Here is a 17,361-nt window from a genome sequence, read left to right as displayed (position 1 = left end):
CCAAATCATGGCCTGAGCGTCCTGCCTGGTGAACGATGGCGCCCCGCCTGGCCGGCGGGGCGCCGGCGTCTCAGAAACGCAGGCTGAGGTTCAGCCGCGCGGTGCGGCCCGGGCCCGGCATCAGGCTCATGGCCAGCGGGTCGAGGTAGTAGGTGTCGCGGACGTTGTTGATCACCAGTTCCATCGACAGGCGGTCGTCGACGCGGTAGGTGGCGTAGACGTCATACAGCGCGGTTGGCAGATAGAGGTTCTGCATGCCGGTCGAGCCGGTGGTGTTCCAGGGCTTGTCCAGCTCGTGGGTGGGACCGGCGTTGTAGATGCGCCGGATGCCGGCATCCAGACGGCGGTCGAACAGGCGCACGCCGAGTGTGGTGTAGATCGAGTATTTCGGCGGATTCTGGGCATTCACGAACGAGGTGCCAAAGCCACCGTTGACGCAGTCGGGCGTGTTCTCGAGCTTGGACCACTTGGCATACGGATCGTTGCGCAGCGTGGCGGCCGTCGTGGCATCGCAGGTGCGGGCGCGCTGGTAGTAGCTGGCCGACAGATCCAGGTAGGCCACGCCGATGTCGTAGCCGCTCTGCAGCTCGTAGCCGGAGACCAGGTAGCGGTCCACATTGACCACGCTGTAGCCCCAGTTTTTCGAATCGAACACGCGGGTGATCTGGTCGTTCACGTCGTTCTTGAAGTACGCCAGCTTGAAGGCGAAGCGGTCGCCGTCGCGCCACAGGTCACGCTTGAGCGTGCTGACGCCGATGTCCCAGGCGCGGTTCTTTTCCGGGCGCAGGTCGCGGGTCGGCATCGAGGTGGAATTTCCTACGGTGGACTCGAACAGGCCGGGCATTTTGTACCCCTGCGCATACTTCACGTAGAAGAACGTGTCCGGGTCCAGGAACAGGCTCGCGTTGACATACGGCGTTGCGCCGTGACCGCTGCGGGTGAACGGGGCGGCATAGTGCCAGGCCGTCGCGATCTGCTTCGTATAGAAGCCTTTGCTGCCGCGCGGGTCGGGAATGTAGCCATCGAAGTCGTAGACCTCGCCCAGCGTCCGGTCGCCATACGGGGAGGCGCGCAGCGAATCGAAGGTGTACTGCCCGTTGGCATCGGGGAACCATTCCTTGTACCAGCCGGGCAGCAGCGTGCCGTCCTTGCTGAGCCGTGCGAATGTGTAGGGCTGGGTGCGCGAGGCCGCGACCGAGGCAATGCGGTTGCGGTCGCGGCTGCGGTAGTCGATGTAGCGGCCGCCCACGGTCAGCGCCAGCCAGTCGGTGGGCGCCCATTCCAGCGACGCCACGGCACTGGCCTCGCGACGGACGCCGCTGCGCAGGTAGCGGTTGTTGTTGTAGTCCACCGCCAGCACCGGCGAATCCGGCGCGGTGTCCTCATGCTGGAAGGCCAGCCCGTAGGTCCAGGTCAGGTCGCCCAGGTCGGTGAACTGGCGCGAGGTGTTGGTGGCGTCCAGCCCCCAGCGGTCGCTGCGCACGTCCGAGCGCAGGCCCGGCCCGTAGGTCTCGCCGAGCGTATCGGGCATCGCATCGCCGGGGTATTCCTTGAACAGCGGCGTGTTGGCCACGTTGCTGTTGAACATGCGGCTGGTGGCGGAGGTGAACCACAGTGTGCTCTTGAGGTCCACCAGCGACTGTCCCTGCGGCTGGTAGCGATGCCGCAGCGAGAACGCGTTGATGCGCATCCTGCCAGGCTCGAACTGGTGCATGGTGTTGGCCTTGTCCACGTAGGTGACCCATTGGTTGGACTCGCCGACGCGGCCGATCGCCGAGGGCATGATTTCACCGAAGGAAGAATCGAAGTAGCGGTAACCGGCTTCCAGGCGCTGGTCGTCGTTCGGCCGCCAGGTGAACTTGAGCAGCGCCGAGGTGTTGTCGGTGTGCGTGTTGAGCACTTCATCGCCGCCGTGGAAGATGGCGGTGACCGGCAGGCTGCTCATGCCCGTACCGGCGGCGGACAGGTGCTGGCGGTCGTAGCGCGCGACATCGCGCTCGCCGGCAAAATAGTTGCCCTGCGTTCGTTCTGCGTAGGCGGCGACGATATCGTAACGGTCGCGCTGGATGGCCAGTGCCAGGCTGCCGGAGCGGTCTTCGGGCGAGGCGAGCGAGTTGCGGTGATCGCTGCCGCGGGCGATCTGCTTGAAGGAATGGCCGGGCGCGATGCTGTTGCTGGCGATGCCGCCGCGCAGGCGCACGCCGATGTCCTGACCCTCGCGAAGAATGTCGGCCGGGGTCAGCGTTTCCATGCTGACCACGCCGCCGATGGCACTGGCGGCGTTGGCGGCCAGGCCGGGGCCCTTGCTGATGCTGACGCTGCTGATCAGGTCCGGATCGAGGTAGCTGCGCTGCTGCACGCCGGCATAGCCGCGATAGACGTCGATGGACTGCTGGCCGCCGTCGATTACCACGGGTACGCGGCCCTGGCCCTGCAGGCCGCGGATGTTGACGTCGATGGCGCCACCGTTGCGTACATCGGCCGTGTGCACGCCCACGGTGCCCGCCAGGATGTCGCCCACCGACTGGCCACGGAAGCGCTCAAGCGCCTCGTGCGGGATGTAGACGCTGCCGGCCGGGTCGCGGAAGACCTGGTCGGCCGAGCGCACCGGTTCGCTGGCGGCCTGGCGGAGCTGCGCGCCGGGCACGCGCAGCGCACCGATCGACTGGACGCCACTGCCCGTGGTGCTGCGCAGTATCGCGCCGCCACTGGCGTCCCAGGTCACGCCGAGGCCGGTACCGGCCAGCAGCCGCTCCAGTCCCTGTGCAGCGGTGTAGTCGCCGTGCAGCCCCGGGCTGCGGCGGTCATCGGTGAGATGGGCATCGGCGGCAACGTGCAGGCCCGATTGCGCGGCGAAGCGGGTCAGCAACGGCGCCAGCGGCCCGGCGGCGAGGTCGTAGTGGCGCACCTCGCTGGCGGGGGCGGCCTGCGCGTGGGCGATGGCGAGCGGGGCGGTCATCAGGGGCAGCAGCGACAGTGCGCTGCGGATCGCCAGGCGCAGGGGCGCCTGGCGCAGCGGGCGGGGGAAGGAACGGAACATCGGCAATACCTGGAGAGAAAAGGGCACCCGCGCAGCGGGCTCACAGGGATTGCCCAACGAAACCGGAAAAGGGGAACCGCGGTGTTCAACGGGGGCGAAGGCGGGTCCACCAGGGCCAGGGCCGTTCGATCTCCACGGGCAGGGCGGCCGCCACCAGCGCCAGGGCGCGGTCGCTGTCGCGCAGGGGCAACGCGGCCAGCACCGGCAAGGCGGCGATGGCGGGGTCGCAGCCGAGGTAGCCGCGACGATAGCGGCCCAGTTCTGCCACCACGGTGGCCAACGGCGCAGACTGGAACAGCAGTTGATCGCGCACCCAGCTCTCACGCACTGCGTCGGCCGGGCGTGGCGCGTCGCTGCCGTGGCGATCGAAGCGGCACTGCTGGCCGGCGTCGATCCGTCGTGGTGGCGCCGCATCCGGCTGGATCACGACGGCACCGTCGAACACGCTGAGCAGCACCGCATCGCCCTGCAGCCACACCGAGAACCGGGTGCCGAGCGCCAGCAGCGTGCCGCAGGGTGTGTGCACCTCGAACGGGCGCGGCGGCGCGTGGGTGTCTGCGGCGGTCTGCACCAGCAGTTCGCCGTGGCGCAGCACGAGCCGGCGCGTGCCGCTGCCGTAGGCGATGTCGGCAGCGCTGTCGCCGTTGAGCCACAGGGTGGCGCCATCCGGCAGGGCCCAGTGGTCCGGCGCGGCGAACGCAGTGCGGGGCATGGCCGGACCCGGACTGCCGTGCCACCGCGACAGGCCGAACAGCGCCGCTGTGCCAAGGCCCAGCGTGCCGCCGATACGGCGCAGGGCGCGGCGACGCGACACGCTGGCGCTGGCCAGGGCCTGTTCGGTGGCGGCCGGCGACAGGGTCGCGAACTGCGACCAGATCTGCTGCACCTGTTCCCAGGCCTGTTGATGTTCGGCACGCGCATGCAGCCAGTGCTGCCATTGCTGGCGGACGGCGGGTGTGGCGTCGCCGTCCTGCAGTTCGGCGAACCAGTGCGCCGCCTGCTGCAGGCAGTCGTAGTCGCCGCGGATGGTCATGCCGAATCGATGCGCAGGCAGTGCAGCATCGCCTGTGCCATGTACTTCTTGACCATGCGTTCGGAGACCCCGAGGCGCTCGGCGATGTCGGCGTAGCCCAGCCCGGACAGGCGGGCGAGCAGAAAGGCCTGGCGGGGCCGCGCGGGCAGATGGCGCAGCATGCGCTCGATGGCGTGCAGCAGTTCCAGCGCCTGGGTCCGCTCTTCGGGGGAGGGATGCACCGGCTCGGGCTGTGCGGCCAAAGCATCCAGATAGGCGCGCTCCAGGTCGGCACGGCGCCAGTGGTTGACCATCAGGGCGTGCGCGATGGTGCTCAGGTAGGCGCGTGGCAGGCGCAGCTGGGCGGGGTCCACACGCTTGCTGAGCAGGCGTACGAAGGTGTCCTGGGTGAGGTCCGCGGCGGTGTCGGGGTGGCGGGTACGTCGCCGCAGCCAGGACAGCAGCCAGCCGTGATGCTCACGGTAGAAGCCGTCCAGGCGATGGCGCGCCGAGGTGGCCGAGGGCATGCGCCGTCACTCCGTATCAAATGCGAATGTGTCGCATTATACATACGGAGCGGGGCGCGACGACACGTCGTGGTGTCAGGGCGAGTCCATCACGGCGCGTGCGATGGCATCGAACGCGGGCAGGGTGATCGGATCGTTGGCGCTGTTGCTGGCGGTGGGATGCGAGGCGAACCGCGCGATCACCACGCGCGCGGTTGGATCCACGTACAGCGCCTGGCCGTGCACGCCGCGGGCCATGTAGGCGCCGTGCGCGTTGTGCGTGACCCACCACATGCCGCGGTAACTCCAGCCGGGCAGCTGCGCATAACCGGCCTTGGCGAAGGCTGCTTTGTCGCCGCCGGCGCGGATGCGCGCGATGGCAGCGGCCGGAATCACCTTGCGACCGTCGATGCGCCCGTCGTCGAGCAGCAGTTGGCCGACCCGGGCGAGGTCGAGCAGGCCCGCGTTGAAGCCGCCCCCGGCATACGGCGTGCCGCTGGAATCCACGGTGAAATAGGCATCCTGGCTGGCGCCCAGTGGCCGCCAGATCCGCGTTTCCAGGAACTGCGCCACAGACTGGCCGGAACGACGGGCGATGATCCAGCCCAGCACGTCGGTGTTGACGGTGCGGTAGCCGAACGCCTCACCGTGGCGTCCTTCCGGCTGGACCGTGCGCAGGTAGTCGAAGTAGCTGGTGGGGCCGCGATACCCCGGCGGGTGCGGCAGCGTGCTGCCGGCGGCGGCGTACTGCCAGACGTCCGCCTCCGGATCGGCGTAGTCCTCGCTGTAGCGCAGGCCGGTGGTCATCTCCAGCACCTGCCTGACCGTGGCATTGCCGAAGCCACTGTCACGCAGCTCCGGCACGATGCTGTCCACGCGGGCGTTCTCGTCGAGGCGGCCCTCGGCCACCAGGATCTCGCCGAGCAGACCGGTCATCGATTTGGTGACGGACATCGCGCCGTGTTGGCCATCGGCGTCCAGGCAGCCGCTGTAGCGCTCATAGACCACGACCCCGTCGTGCAGGATCACGATGCCGTCGGTGTAGGTGGCATCCAGCGATTGTGCCCAGCGCATCGGCTGGGTCGCGCCCTGTGGGGTGAAGGTCACCGCGTCCAGCGTGCTGTCGAGGCGACGCGTCAGTGGGCGGGCCGCACCTTCGCCGCGGCTGACGCCAACGGTGGGCATCAACTGACGGAAATGGCAGACCGTCCAGCGCAGCTTCGGAAAGGCGAAGTAATCCTCATCGGTGTAGCGGATGCGCTTGTCTTCCGGCGGCGGCGCACCCTGCATCCAGCCAAGCGCGACCGGATCGGATTGCGCGGCGGTAAGCGGCGGCGTGGCGGCGGCGGCGGTGGTGCAGGCGAGCAGCGGCAGCAGCAGGCCCAGCGCGGATCGCACAGGCGAGAAGGACATGAGGCGTTCCTTGCATCCGATCGAACAGTGATCGGGGATCAGGGTAACGCAAGGTGCGTGCGGTTCGCGCAACGCTCCCTGGCGGCCAGGGAGCGCGCGTGCGCAGGTGTTACGGGGTGCCCGACTGACCCGACGGTGCGGGCACCGGAACCGGCGCGGCGTCCGGCGTGGGCAGCGACAGCTCGGGGTTGCCCTGCTGCGCCTGCAGCAGTTGGATGCGCTGGTTCAGGGCGTCCAGCTCGCTGTGGGTACTGCGCAGATCGGTGCTCAGGCTGACCGCCTGCTGCTTGGCTTCCTGCAGCGATGCGCTGACCTGCAGCGACTGCTGGCGCTGCAGCTCGGCTTCCTGCTGCAGGCTCTGCAGGCGCTGGGCGTTGTAGGCCACCAGGTTCTCGGTGTAGCGCTTGCCAGCCTGCAGGCGCGTGGTGTCGATATACACCTGGGCCAGTTCTTCGGTCTGCTGCACGAAGGTGCGGTAGACCTTCTCGGCGTTCTCGACCGAATCGGTCTTGATCACCCGCCAGAACTCCTTCTCGTGGAACAGCGCCACGTAGTAGTTCAGCGTGCTGGTATTGAACAGCAGGCTGGCGCCATAGCTGCCGTTGTAGGTGGTGCGCAGCTCGGTGAGCTGGCGCGAGTCCACCAGCTGGCGCAGTTCGTCCACGCTGTTGCGCACCGTCGGTACCGGGCGCTGCGCGGGTTCGACAGGCGCTTCGGCGCGCGGTGCGCGCGCCGCCAGCACCTGGGGTGCGGCGGTCATCAGCAGCAACAGCATTCCACCGGCCAGCGTACGCATGGTGGCGGAATCAACCCCTTTTCTCTCTCGCATATTCAGGCCATCCACGAATGGATTCAACGGTGATGTGAAGTCCCCGCGGCAGTCTAGCATGCAGTGGGGCGGGGTCCGCACGCCCCCTGCGCGCGGGTGGGAGCGGCTCAGTACACCAGCTGCGCAGGGCTGCAGTTGATCGACTGCACGTGCACGTCGGTCCTGCCCAGTTCCAGGCCCAGTACCTGTGCCAGCGTCTGGGTGAGCAGGGTGCCGACGCCGTTGAGGATCGGCTTGAGCAGGTCCAGCACCGGCTTCAGGCCCAGGCACAGCAGCCCGCTGCACGCCACCGTGTCGGTGCCCGGGTCGACCACGCTGCCGTTGCCCTGGAAGTTGTCGAGCACGCCATCCTCGGCGGTCTGCAGGTAGGAGGCCAGGTTGCCCTTGACGCAGGCGTTGTACGCCAGCAGACCGGTCAGCAGGCTGTTGCAGCGGTTGATCACCAGGCCGCCGAGCAGGGTGCCGAGCACACCGCCGAGCAGGCCCTGCCCGTTGCCGGTGACCGCGGCCTCATAGCCTTCCCAGACCGTGCCGTCGCGGAAGCACGTGATCAGGCCGCAGGGATACGGCACGCCCTTGGTGATGTTCCAGGTGCCGATCGGCTCGATGCCGCGCGCAGGCGCACCGTTCTTCAACAGGTCGATGGTGGCGTGCACGTCGTACTTCTTGCTTGGGTCCGGGTTGGCGGCCTTCAGATACTGCTCGGCCAGGCGGTTGGCGGTTTCAGCCGTGCCGAGGCCTTTCGGTGCGGGATTGAGCACGTTGCCCAGCACGCGCAGCAGCTCATTGACCAGCGCCGCCACGGTGTCGCCGAGCAGGGCGGCGTTGACGCGGGTGGAGGCGGTTTCGCCAGCGGCGAGGGTGACGCTTTCGGCATGGGTGAGCCCGTTGAGGCGGATCTTGTCGTTGACCAGGGTGGCGCCCAGCAGGGTCAGCATCTGTTCGTTCTGCAGCGTGGTTTCACACACGTTGCGGGTGGAGAAGCGGTTGGCCGGGTCCACCCTGCCCACGCAGGCGCGCAGCACGGACGACTCCACGTTGATCGTGGCCGTTGGCGGCTGCGCACCGCACTGCAGCGCGGTCAAGGTACCCATCGCGTTGGTGACATCGGCGTAGATCGGCAGGTGCAGACGAACACCCAGCACGGACAGGATCGGGCCAAGCCCGACCAGGTTGTTGGTGTCCACATCGACGTTCAGGCGCACCTGCGCGTTGTAGGCCCGTGCGCCCACGCCACCGATGGCGATGGACGGCGGTTCGATGATGGCCGCCTTGGCGTTGACCAGGCCGAGCACGCTGAGGTTGTCCACGTCGACCCCGCGCCCGCCGTTGGCGATGCTGATGCCGGTGGTGAGCAGGTCCATCACGTTGACGTCGGCGCGCAGCGCACTGGAGGCCGGCCCTTCGGGCGCGACGATCCGTGCGAAGAGGCCGCTGCCGGCATCGTTGGAACCCAGCTGCAGATTCGCCTGGTCGATGTTGATCTGCGTGGCGAGGGCGTTCTTGAGCGCGCGCAGATCGACGTTGGCCACGCCGCTCTGCGCCAGTACCGTGGCGGTGGCATCCAGCAGTTGTCCCAGCGAGATGCGGTTGGCGGCCAGCAGCCGGTTGAACTCGGCGATGCCGATGTCGGCGGCCACCGGGATGCCGAGGGCCTGCAGCAGTCCGCCGGGCGTGATGTGGGCCTGGGCCAGGCCGTCGTAACCGAGCAGGGTGGTGCGGTCCAGATCCACGCCGACCAGCCGCAGGACATTGCCCAGCGGGGTGTTGCCGTTGACCCGCAGCAGTTGCGAGCCGACGCTGAACACGGCGGTGGGCTGGGCGCGCATGGCCACGGCCTGGACCTGCAGGGTGGGCAGGGTGGTGTTCTGGCCGAAGAACGGCAGCACCGAACGCCGCGCCTGCACGCGCACCGCATTCAACGGCGCCTGCGGGCCCAGCGTGGTGGTGAAGTGATCGGCGGCCGGGTTGGCCGGATTCCAGTTGCCACACTGCACCTGCACGGTGCCGGGGAAGCGGTTGGCGGTCATCGCATTGCCGCGGGCGGCGCTGTTGTCGGCCTGGTTGGCCGCGCACAGCTCCAGCCGCTGGGCACCGGCGAGCGCAGCAAGGTCGGCCACCTTCTGCGCGTCGCGCTTGGCCCAGTACAGGAAGCCGATCTCCACCAGCCCCAGCATCATCACCAGGCCCAGCATCACCAGCATCATCGTTACCGACATGCCGCCGCGCTGGCGCATGCGCAGCACGCGGGGGGCGGGGCGCGGCGCCCCGCCAGGGCCAGGCACGTTCATGGCATCAGCCTCCGTCGTTGGTCCCGGAAACATCCTTGCGCACGTTGGTTTTCATGTACTCGGGGATCTCGTGTTCGAAACTCTTCAGGTAGCGCGCGTAGCTGGCGGCCGCCTGGTCGCCCAGGATCGGCAGGCGCGGCCCGGCCTGGGTCCCGTCGGCCTGCAGCTGCAGCAGGGCACGCGTGGCATCGCCGATCCGGGTGGGTGCCGACGGCGCCGGCGCTGCCCTCTGTTGCGGGGATGGCCAGCCGTCGGTGCCGGCCGGCACCGGAACCGGAGCGGCGGTGGTGGCGGACGACGTGGGTGCGGCCGGGTCGGCGAGCATCCTGCCGGTCAGGGGTGCCTGCTGGGCACGGGCGTCCACGGCCAGCAGCAGCGATGCCGCCAGCGTGAGTCCGGCCAACGCGCGCAGTGCAGGTGCGAAGGCGATCTGGTTCATGGCGTGTTCCCGGTGGCGGTGTCGGGGGCGCCGAAGCGCTCCAGCATGGAGGGCGCCAGCCGGGCATCGCCGCTGGCGGTCGGTCGATCGGCCTCGGCGGCCAGGCGGGGAGTGCGTTCGCGTGCGGGCGCTGTCGCAGGTGCGTTGCTGGCCAGCGGTGGTGTGGCAACGGCGCTGACGCGCGCTGTCCGTGACGCCGCGCGCTGGCGCAGCTGCTGGGCGAGGCGCTGGATTTCCTCGCGTGCGGTGTCGGGCAGGCGGGCATCGCGGATGATCCGCTCGGCGGTCTCCGGCTGTCCGCGCAGCAGCGCCCACACGGCCAGGTTGGCATTGGCCTTGACGTTGCCGGGCGCCAGTTCGGCGGCCATTGCCAGGGGTGCCTGCGCCTGGTCCCAGTGCCCGGCGCGCAGCCGTGCGAAGCCCAGGTCGCCGAGGTAATCGGTATTCAGCGGTTGCAGCTGCACGGCGCGTGCCAGCGCGGTCTCGGCGCGGGCGTCGTCGTCGTTGCGCGCGGCAATCAGGCCGATCCCATGCCAGGCCGCGGCGGCCTGCGGGCCCGTGGTCAATCCGGTATAGGCGGCGAGCGCGGCATCGCGCTGCCCGGTCTCGCGCAGGGCGTCGGCATGCAGCAGGCGCAGCGCGGGGCTGTCGCCGTAGCGCTGGCGGTAGGCATCCACGTGCGCCAGGGATGCGTAGAAGGCGCCCTGTTTCTGCATCTTGGCGATCAGGTCCAGGTACAGCACGCGATCCTCCTGCGGCGGTACCTCCGGGGAGGCCTGGGCGATCGGGTCCTGGCGGTACGATGCCGGGCGCGTGGAGGCGCAGGCCGCGCACAGCGTGGCCAACATCACGATCGTGCCGAGGCGGGGCAACAAGGGGCTTGGCATGGTCTTCACCCGATCCTGGTCAAGGCGGTGGCCAGGGCGATGATGGCCGGACCGGCCAGCACCAGCATCAAGGCCGGCAACAACGTCAGCATCATCACCACGGTCATCTTCACCGAGAGCTTGCCGACCTTCTCCTTCAGCGAACTGCGGCGCTGCTCGCGCAGCCGCACGCTGAACTGGCGCAGCGGTTCCTGCACCGCGCCGCCGTGTTCGTGCACCTGCATGATCAACTGCACCAGGCTGCGCAGGTCCTCGTCGTCGAACGATTCGCTCAGCCGGCGCAGCGACTGCTGGCGCGTGCGGCCGTGCATGTAGGCGATATTGGCCTGGTGGATCTCGCGACCCAGCACGGGGATCGCGTTGCGCAGTTTGTCGCCGAGGGTCTGCAGGCTCTGATCCATGCTGAAGCCCACCCCCTGCAGCAGGCGCAGCAGATCGATCAGCAGCGGCAGTTCGGCCGAAACGCGCTTGCGCAGGCGGGTCGCCCAGGCGCGCAGCGCGAACTTGGGCAGCAGGATGCCGAAGGCCAGCGCGGCCAGCATCAGCATGACGCGGTTGAAGCCGGTGCTGTCGCTGAAGGTGAGCGCCACCACCAGCGAGACCACTGCCAGCACCAGGCGCAGGCCGAGGAAGATGGCGGTGCCGGCGCTGGTGTGCCAGCCGGCCTGGTCCAGCAGCAGGCGATCCTCCGGTGCCAGCAGCGCCTTCTCGATGCGGCTGCCGCTGAAGCGCTGGCCAAAGGCGGTCAGCCAGGCGATGCCGTGCTGGCGTGCGCTCGGCGGCGTGGCCGGGGCACCCTGTGCAGGAGTGCCTTCGCGTGGCCGCAATGCCGACTGCAGCGCCGCTTCGGTGAGCTGCTGGTGGCCACCCAGCACGAACCAGCGGATGCCGAGCAGGGCCAGGCCTGCCGCCAGCAGCAACAGTGCTGCGATCCAGTAGCCGGTGCTGCTCATGCGCGTCTCCGGTTCATATGGATTTGGCCAGCCGGTACAGCAGGAACGCGCCGGCAGTCTCCAGCGCCAACGCACCCAGCAGCAGCTTGTGGCCGAGCGGCTCGTGGATGACCGGCTGGAAGAAGTCGGGGCTGGCGATGGCCATCAGCACCGCGCAGATCGGCGGCAGCAGACCCAGCACCCAGGCCGACATGCGGGTTTCGGAGGTGGTGGCCATCAGCTCCTGCTGGGCCTGGTCGAGATCGCGCATGAAATCGCTCATGCGCTGCAGGATCTGGTCGGCGCGCCCGCCGATGCGCACGCTGACGCCGAGCACCACCGCCAGCACGTTGAGCGGCTCGAGCCGATAGGGCTGCGACGCCTGGGCAAGCGCACGGTCCAGGTCCAGGCCGCTGCGGGTGTAGGACAAGGTGGTGTCGAGCAATCCACGCAGCGGCATGGGCACCTGCGCCGTGGCGGTCTGGAAGGCCATCTGCAGGCTGTTGCCCAGGCCGGCCAGGCGGACCAGGTTGTCCAGGAAGTCCGGCAGCTGGCGCAGCAGGCGCCGCTGCAGGTTGGCGATGCGGCGGCCCAGCCAGAACCACACCACCAGCGTGCACAGCACCAGCATGATCGGCACCATCCACCACGTGCCCAGGCGCGCGGTGGCGATCCATGTCGCCAGCAGGCTCATCCCCACCACCAGCAGCGGCACCCGCCAGCCGGTGGGCAGGGCGGCGCGCCGCAGGAGCGCGTCCCACGGACGTTCGCCGCGGGCGCGTGCCCCGCCGGCAGGGGCGCTGCCCAGTTCCGGCAGGGCGGCATTGCCCGGACCGCTCCGCGCCAGGCGCTGTTCGGCGTGCTGCAGCGACACCTGGCGCTGCTCGCGCGCGCTGGCGCCACTCCACAGCGCCAGCGCCGCTGCCACCAGCACCATCGCCACACTGGCCAGGAGCAGGGCGAAGACCATCGTCAGTAGCCTCCATCCAGGGCTTCGCGCAGCTGCCGCCGGAACGGTTCGAGCTTGTGCGAGTGCGGCTGGAAACCGAGGCCGATCCAGCGGTCGTGTTCCTTGCCGTCGGCGTCGAACTGCACTTCGTGACGGAACATTTCCTGGGTGGTGATCAGGTTGTCGCTGACGCCGGTGATTTCCGTGATGGAAACCAGCACGCGGCGACCGCTGCCCAGGCGCGAGATCTGCACGATGAAGTCGATGGCGCTGGCGATCTGCCGGCGCAGGCTGTCCTCGCTGCCCTGGAAGCCGGCGAACCCGGCCAGCATCTCGATGCGGTACAGGCAATCGCGCGGCGAGTTGGCGTGGATGGTGGCCATCGAACCGTCATGGCCGGTGTTCATCGCCTGCAGCATTTCCAGCACTTCGGCGCCACGCACTTCGCCCACCACGATACGGTCAGGGCGCATGCGCAGGCTGTTGCGCACCAGATCGCGGATGCTCACCGCGCCGTTGCCGTCGGCGCCGCCGATGCGGCTCTCCAGGCGCACCACATGCGGGTGGTTGAGCGACAGTTCGGCCGTGTCCTCCACGGTGATCACGCGCTCGGTCGGCGGAATGTAGTTGGCCAGCGCGTTGAGCAGCGAGGTCTTGCCCGAGCTGGTGCCGCCGGAGACCAGGATGTTGCAGCGGCCGAGCACCATCGCATGCAGCAGCGCCTGCATGGGACGGTCGAAGGTGCCCATGCGCAGCAGCTCGTCCGGGGTGAACGGGTCCTTGCGGAACTTGCGGATCGACACCATCGGACCGTCGACAGCGAGCGGCGAGATGATCGCGTTGAGGCGACCGCCATTGGGCAGGCGCGCATCCACCATCGGGTTGGATTCGTCCAGCCGCCGGCCCAGCGGGGCGAGGATGCGGCGCAGGATGCGCAGCAGGTGGCTGTCGTCGCTGAAGCGCTGCGGTGCGCGCTTGAGCATGCCGCCCTGGGACACGTGGATGTCCTTGTAGCCGTTGATCAGGATGTCTTCGATCTCCGGGTTGTGCAGCAGGTCGTCAAGCGGGCCGAACCCGGTGAGCTCCTTGACCAGGGCGCTGGCGACGATGTCCTTTTCGATTTCGTTGATCGGGATGCGCCACTCCTGCACGAAGGCCGCCGTCTGGGTGTGCACGTAGCGCGCGACCGTATCCGGGGCCCAGGCATCGATGTCGATGCGTTCGTCCTCGATCGCATTGAGCAGGTGTTCGTGCGCCGCGATCAGTACCTTCTGGTACTCCTCGGACTGCTCGAACGGCAGCACGGCCGCGCCCGGATCGGCGGGCGGGTCGTGGCGCGCGGCGGGGGCCGCGAACGGCGTCACTTTGTCTTCCATTGGCTACCACTCAGGCGAAGGGCGAGGTGTTCCCGCCAACTGCGTGCCGTGGCGGGGGCCGCGGACGGATCCAGTCGGGACAGCAGCGGGGCCAGGGCGCGCAGATAGGGGTCGCGCGGGGCTTCCTGCAGCAGCAGCCGGCCGTGGCTGGCGGCGGAGCGCAGGCGGGCGCGGTCGGGCAGGGTGGCCAGCAGCGGCAGGCCGAAGCGGGTGGCGATCTGGGCGGGGCTGATGCCGCTGGCATCGTCGAAGCGGTTGATGACCAGCTGCAGGCGCTTGTCGCGCGCACCGACCCGCTCGAGCTGGGTCAGCGCCTGGTCGAGGGAAACCAGCGTGCCGATCGCCTGATCGGCAATCAGCCAGATCTCATCGGCGCTGTTGAGCAGCGACACCGGAATCTGGCGCACGCAGGCCCCGCCCAGGTCGCACAGCAGCGTGTCGAAGATGCCGCGCAGGCGCTGCACGAGCACTGCGGGGTCGGCCATCGGCGTGCCGTCGGTGCCGGCCGGCTGGCCGAGCAGGGCCAGGCCAGCCGGGTGGCGGGTCATCGCGGTGCGGGCAAGCGTGGCGTCGATGCGGCTGGCGTGGCGCAGGGCGTCGTCGTAGTGGAAGCTGCTGTCCAGATTGAGGTACAGCGCCAGGTCGCCGGCCGGCTGCGCGAGGTCCAGCAGCAGCAGGTGGTTGGCCACCGGAGGGGGATCTTCTTCCTGCGCCAGCGGCGGGCTGTGTGCCTGCTGCGCGAGCACGCCCAGGTGCGCGGCCAGCGTGCTGCTGCCGACACCGGCGCGCACGCCCAGCAGCAGGATCATGCGCGCCTTGTGCGCGACCGCGGCGGGCGCCTTGGCGGGTGCGCCGGTGTCACTCGCGCGCCGCAGCACCGCCTCGATCTCGTTCGGCGGTGCGTCCAGATCGATGAGGTCGCGCAGCCCGGCGCGCAGCGCGGCCACCACGCCGTCGAGCTGGTCGCTGGCGGTGGAGCCGACGGCCACCAGCGGCAGTTCCGGCGCCTGCGCCTGTACCTGGCGCACCAGCGCGGCGGAGAACGCGGCCTGGTCGTGGCGGAAGTCCAGCAGCAGCACGCAGCCGCTGTCGCGCAGCGGTTCAAGCGCTGCTGCCGGCGCGCCGCTGTCCTGCCACTGCACCTCGGCCGCCGCCGGCAGCAGTGGCGTCAGCCGCGCCACCAGATCGCGGTCGGGTGCGTACAGCACCAGCTTCATGGCCGACTCCCGGGGGTGAACCAGATGCATGGTGGCGGCGGACATGGCGGCGGTCGTCCTGGCATGGCTCAGCGCGAGAAACCGGGAAGCTGGTCCGACGACGCCGGGCCCAGCAGCCACGCACCCCAGACCGGCTGGTTGGGCGCGGCTTCGCGTTGGCCGGGCAGCGGCAGTTCGGTGCCCTTGGCCAGCGGCTGCACCAGGCGCGGGGTGACGATGATGACCAGTTCCTTCTCCTCACGTTTGTAGTTGAGGTTGCGGAAGAACGACCCGATGATCGGAAGATCGCCGAGCAGCGGCACTTTGTCCACGTTGGAGCTGACCGTATTGCTGACCAGGCCGCCGATGACGAACGATTCGCCATCGCCGAGTTCCACCGTGGTGTCGGCGCGACGGGTGGTGATGGACGGAATCAGCACGCCGTTGTAGGCGATGCCGGTGCTGTAGTTGAGGTCGCTGGCTTCGGGCGCGACCTTCAGGGCGATGCGGTCGGCGCTGAGCACCGTCGGGGTGACGGTGAGGCCGATGCCGAATGGCTTGAACGTGACGGTGGTGGTGCCCAGTCCCTGCGGTTCCAGGATCGGCAGCTCGCCGCCGGCCAGGAAGCTGGCGCTCTGCCCGGACAGCGCCACCAGCGTGGGTTCGGCCAGGACCCGCGCCATGCCGTTGCTCTGCAGCAGATCCAGGTTGGCGAGCCAGCCGTGGGTGAGCGAACTGGCCACCAGGTTGAATGCCGACGACAGCGGATTGAGCGTCACCGTGGTCTCGCCGCCATCGTCGGTGGTCGGCGGAATGCCGCCCGGGCGGGTCAGGCCGTAGGTGAAGCCACCGTTGCTGTTGTAGAAGCTCACGCCGATCTGGCGCAGCGTGGTGCGGTTGAACTCCACCACCTTGACCTCCACCTGCACCACACCGCCACTGGCGATGGTCGCCACATCGGCCAGCTGGCCTTCCTTGCCAACCGCCATCGTGGCGGCCTTGCGGCTCTGTGCGTGGTCCAGCATCGACGGGCTGAGCCCCTGCAACAATCCCTGTCCGTCCTGCACCGTCAGCTGGGTGCCGGCGCCGTCGCCGAGCGCGCCCTGCACGGCGCTGCGCACCTCGACCTGCATGCGCTGCGGCTCGCTGCTGTTGCGCCGCCACAGCAGCAGGGTGGTTGTCCCAGGGGTCTTGCCCACCAGCAGGGCCTGGCGCGGGCCTCGCAGCATCACCACATCGGCCACGCCGGGATCGGCGATGGCCACGCGCTCCAGGTCGGCCGGCAGCGTCCACGGACGCTGTTCGCGGGTCTGCAGCACGAGGTCGGCGTTGGCGTTGGCCGAGGGTGCCAGCACCAGGGCCAGCAACAGCCACCAGCCCGGGGTACGGGCGCGGAGGAGACGGCACGCAGGGGTGGGGCGTTGGGTCATGGGCTGTCTCGGCAGATGGCTCATGGCGAGCCGCTATGGGAGGAGGCGTCGCCGCGGATGATTTCCACGCCACGATCCAGGCGCGGCGCGCTGCGCCGGGGAACAGTGCCTGCCGACGCCACGGGCGCAGGGCGTGCACCGCCGCGTCCGGCCAGTGCGGCGCTGTCGATGCCGGCGTAGGCATCGTTCTCGGGCGACTGCAGGGCCAGGCGCTGCTCGGGGGTCAGCTCGCGGCGGGGGGCGAGCACCCCGGCCGGCTGCGCGAACAACGCCAGGTCGGGTTGGCCGACATCGGCAGGATTGCGCAGCGCCAGGAACAGCTTGCCCTGCTGTGCGCCGAGCAGCAGGCGGCTGGCATCGGCCACCGGGACCGCCAGCACCGCGCTGCGCGCGGCGGCGGCCGTGCCATCGCTGCTGCGGCTGCTGGACTGGCGTTGGGTGATGTCCTGGGCACGGCTGTCGGCCGGCGGCGGCGCGTCGGCGGCGGGGGCGGCAGGCGTGCCGAGATCGTCGGCGCCGTAGCTGAGCACGCGCAGGCGCGAGAGCAGCAGGCGCGCCTGTGCGTCGCCGTCGTCGCGGACGCCCGGCGTTGCACGCAGATTGAGGAAGACATCGACAAAGTCGCCGGGCTGGATGCGGTTGCCGGCCGCCACCAGTTCGTCCACGGGCACGGCCAGGGCGCGCTCGCCGGGATTGAGCCGCAGGGCGTAGCCCTGGGCGATCACCAGGCCATCCAGGGCGGTGCCGGCGGGAATGTCCCGGGTCGGCACGGCCCCAACGACGTCGGCCACCGTGGTGAATCCGCCAGCCACCGGTTGCGCACGGCCGGCCACGCGCAGGTCCTTGGCGGCAATCGGCAGGCCGGCGGGCAGGGCGTTGGCGGCTTCCACCACCGGCCAGGTCGGCACCTCGGCCGCACGCGTCTGTGCAGGCGCTGCCGGCACCTGGCTCGAACGCCGGCTGACGCCGAAGGCGACCACGGCCAGGATCGCCGCCAACGCGATCAGCAGCACGGCGGCAATGCGGGTCAACTTGAGCATGCGGCGTCTCCTGGGATGGCC

The 17,361-nt window shown here is 69.5% G+C and carries 14 protein-coding genes; all 14 read right to left on the bottom strand.

The window, feature by feature from the left end:
* Positions 1-70 precede the first annotated feature (70 nt).
* On the bottom strand, positions 71-3,040 hold the full coding sequence (locus tag ACLB90_RS00855) for a TonB-dependent receptor domain-containing protein (RefSeq protein WP_411851190.1): 2,970 nt from the start codon (positions 3,038-3,040) through the stop codon (positions 71-73).
* 85 nt (positions 3,041-3,125) lie between these two features.
* Entirely contained in the window at positions 3,126-4,073 is a 948-nt protein-coding gene (locus ACLB90_RS00850) for a FecR domain-containing protein (protein ID WP_411851189.1), read from the bottom strand.
* Positions 4,070-4,579, bottom strand: a complete 510-nt coding sequence (locus ACLB90_RS00845) for a sigma-70 family RNA polymerase sigma factor (RefSeq protein WP_411851188.1) — start codon at positions 4,577-4,579, stop codon at positions 4,070-4,072. Before ACLB90_RS00845 ends, ACLB90_RS00850 begins: the two co-directional genes overlap by 4 nt.
* Before the next feature lie 75 nt (positions 4,580-4,654).
* The gene (locus ACLB90_RS00840; RefSeq protein WP_411851187.1) at positions 4,655-5,971 is read right to left on the bottom strand and encodes a serine hydrolase domain-containing protein; all 1,317 of its coding nucleotides are present in this window, start codon (positions 5,969-5,971) and stop codon (positions 4,655-4,657) included.
* 109 nt (positions 5,972-6,080) lie between these two features.
* Complete coding sequence (locus ACLB90_RS00835) at positions 6,081-6,800, bottom strand: DUF2968 domain-containing protein (protein WP_411851186.1); 720 nt, start codon at positions 6,798-6,800, stop codon at positions 6,081-6,083.
* 107 nt (positions 6,801-6,907) lie between these two features.
* Positions 6,908-9,091 (bottom strand): TadG family pilus assembly protein, encoded by a 2,184-nt coding sequence (locus tag ACLB90_RS00830; protein WP_411851185.1) that lies wholly within the window; start codon positions 9,089-9,091, stop codon positions 6,908-6,910.
* A gap of 4 nt (positions 9,092-9,095) precedes the next feature.
* Complete coding sequence (locus ACLB90_RS00825; protein ID WP_411851184.1) at positions 9,096-9,530, bottom strand: DUF3613 domain-containing protein; 435 nt, start codon at positions 9,528-9,530, stop codon at positions 9,096-9,098.
* Complete coding sequence (locus tag ACLB90_RS00820) at positions 9,527-10,417, bottom strand: Flp pilus assembly protein TadD (RefSeq protein ID WP_411851183.1); 891 nt, start codon at positions 10,415-10,417, stop codon at positions 9,527-9,529. Before ACLB90_RS00820 ends, ACLB90_RS00825 begins: the two co-directional genes overlap by 4 nt.
* A gap of 5 nt (positions 10,418-10,422) precedes the next feature.
* Complete coding sequence (locus ACLB90_RS00815; RefSeq protein ID WP_411851182.1) at positions 10,423-11,370, bottom strand: type II secretion system F family protein; 948 nt, start codon at positions 11,368-11,370, stop codon at positions 10,423-10,425.
* Positions 11,371-11,383: 13 nt separating this feature from the next.
* A complete protein-coding gene (locus ACLB90_RS00810) occupies positions 11,384-12,319 on the bottom strand; it encodes a type II secretion system F family protein (RefSeq protein ID WP_411851181.1) in 936 nt (311 codons plus the stop codon).
* 2 nt (positions 12,320-12,321) lie between these two features.
* Entirely contained in the window at positions 12,322-13,674 is a 1,353-nt protein-coding gene (locus ACLB90_RS00805; protein WP_411851180.1) for a CpaF family protein, read from the bottom strand.
* On the bottom strand, positions 13,659-14,891 hold the full coding sequence (locus ACLB90_RS00800; RefSeq protein ID WP_411851179.1) for a CpaE family protein: 1,233 nt from the start codon (positions 14,889-14,891) through the stop codon (positions 13,659-13,661). Before ACLB90_RS00800 ends, ACLB90_RS00805 begins: the two co-directional genes overlap by 16 nt.
* Positions 14,892-14,959: 68 nt before the next feature.
* Positions 14,960-16,300, bottom strand: coding sequence for a type II and III secretion system protein family protein (locus tag ACLB90_RS00795; RefSeq protein ID WP_411851178.1), 1,341 nt, complete (start codon positions 16,298-16,300; stop codon positions 14,960-14,962).
* A gap of 20 nt (positions 16,301-16,320) precedes the next feature.
* The gene (gene cpaB, locus ACLB90_RS00790; RefSeq protein ID WP_411851177.1) at positions 16,321-17,340 is read right to left on the bottom strand and encodes a Flp pilus assembly protein CpaB; all 1,020 of its coding nucleotides are present in this window, start codon (positions 17,338-17,340) and stop codon (positions 16,321-16,323) included.
* Positions 17,341-17,361 lie beyond the last annotated feature (21 nt).

Source organism: Stenotrophomonas sp. LGBM10 (genome assembly GCF_046736075.1).
GTDB lineage: Bacteria > Pseudomonadota > Gammaproteobacteria > Xanthomonadales > Xanthomonadaceae > Stenotrophomonas.
This window is presented reverse-complemented; position numbering and strand designations above follow the sequence as displayed.

Excerpts from the sequence above, each read along its gene's own strand:
- ACLB90_RS00855 (WP_411851190.1), bottom strand. The coding sequence starts at position 3,040 with ATGTTCCGTTCCTTCCCCCGCCCGCTGCGCCAGGCGCCCCTGCGCCTG.
- ACLB90_RS00850 (WP_411851189.1), bottom strand. The coding sequence starts at position 4,073 with ATGACCATCCGCGGCGACTACGACTGCCTGCAGCAGGCGGCGCACTGG.
- ACLB90_RS00845 (WP_411851188.1), bottom strand. The coding sequence starts at position 4,579 with ATGCCCTCGGCCACCTCGGCGCGCCATCGCCTGGACGGCTTCTACCGT.
- ACLB90_RS00840 (WP_411851187.1), bottom strand. The coding sequence starts at position 5,971 with ATGTCCTTCTCGCCTGTGCGATCCGCGCTGGGCCTGCTGCTGCCGCTG.
- ACLB90_RS00835 (WP_411851186.1), bottom strand. The coding sequence starts at position 6,800 with ATGCGAGAGAGAAAAGGGGTTGATTCCGCCACCATGCGTACGCTGGCC.
- ACLB90_RS00830 (WP_411851185.1), bottom strand. The coding sequence starts at position 9,091 with ATGAACGTGCCTGGCCCTGGCGGGGCGCCGCGCCCCGCCCCCCGCGTG.
- ACLB90_RS00825 (WP_411851184.1), bottom strand. The coding sequence starts at position 9,530 with ATGAACCAGATCGCCTTCGCACCTGCACTGCGCGCGTTGGCCGGACTC.
- ACLB90_RS00820 (WP_411851183.1), bottom strand. The coding sequence starts at position 10,417 with ATGCCAAGCCCCTTGTTGCCCCGCCTCGGCACGATCGTGATGTTGGCC.
- ACLB90_RS00815 (WP_411851182.1), bottom strand. The coding sequence starts at position 11,370 with ATGAGCAGCACCGGCTACTGGATCGCAGCACTGTTGCTGCTGGCGGCA.
- ACLB90_RS00810 (WP_411851181.1), bottom strand. The coding sequence starts at position 12,319 with ATGGTCTTCGCCCTGCTCCTGGCCAGTGTGGCGATGGTGCTGGTGGCA.
- ACLB90_RS00805 (WP_411851180.1), bottom strand. The coding sequence starts at position 13,674 with ATGGAAGACAAAGTGACGCCGTTCGCGGCCCCCGCCGCGCGCCACGAC.
- ACLB90_RS00800 (WP_411851179.1), bottom strand. The coding sequence starts at position 14,891 with ATGAAGCTGGTGCTGTACGCACCCGACCGCGATCTGGTGGCGCGGCTG.
- ACLB90_RS00795 (WP_411851178.1), bottom strand. The coding sequence starts at position 16,300 with ATGACCCAACGCCCCACCCCTGCGTGCCGTCTCCTCCGCGCCCGTACC.
- cpaB (WP_411851177.1), bottom strand. The coding sequence starts at position 17,340 with ATGCTCAAGTTGACCCGCATTGCCGCCGTGCTGCTGATCGCGTTGGCG.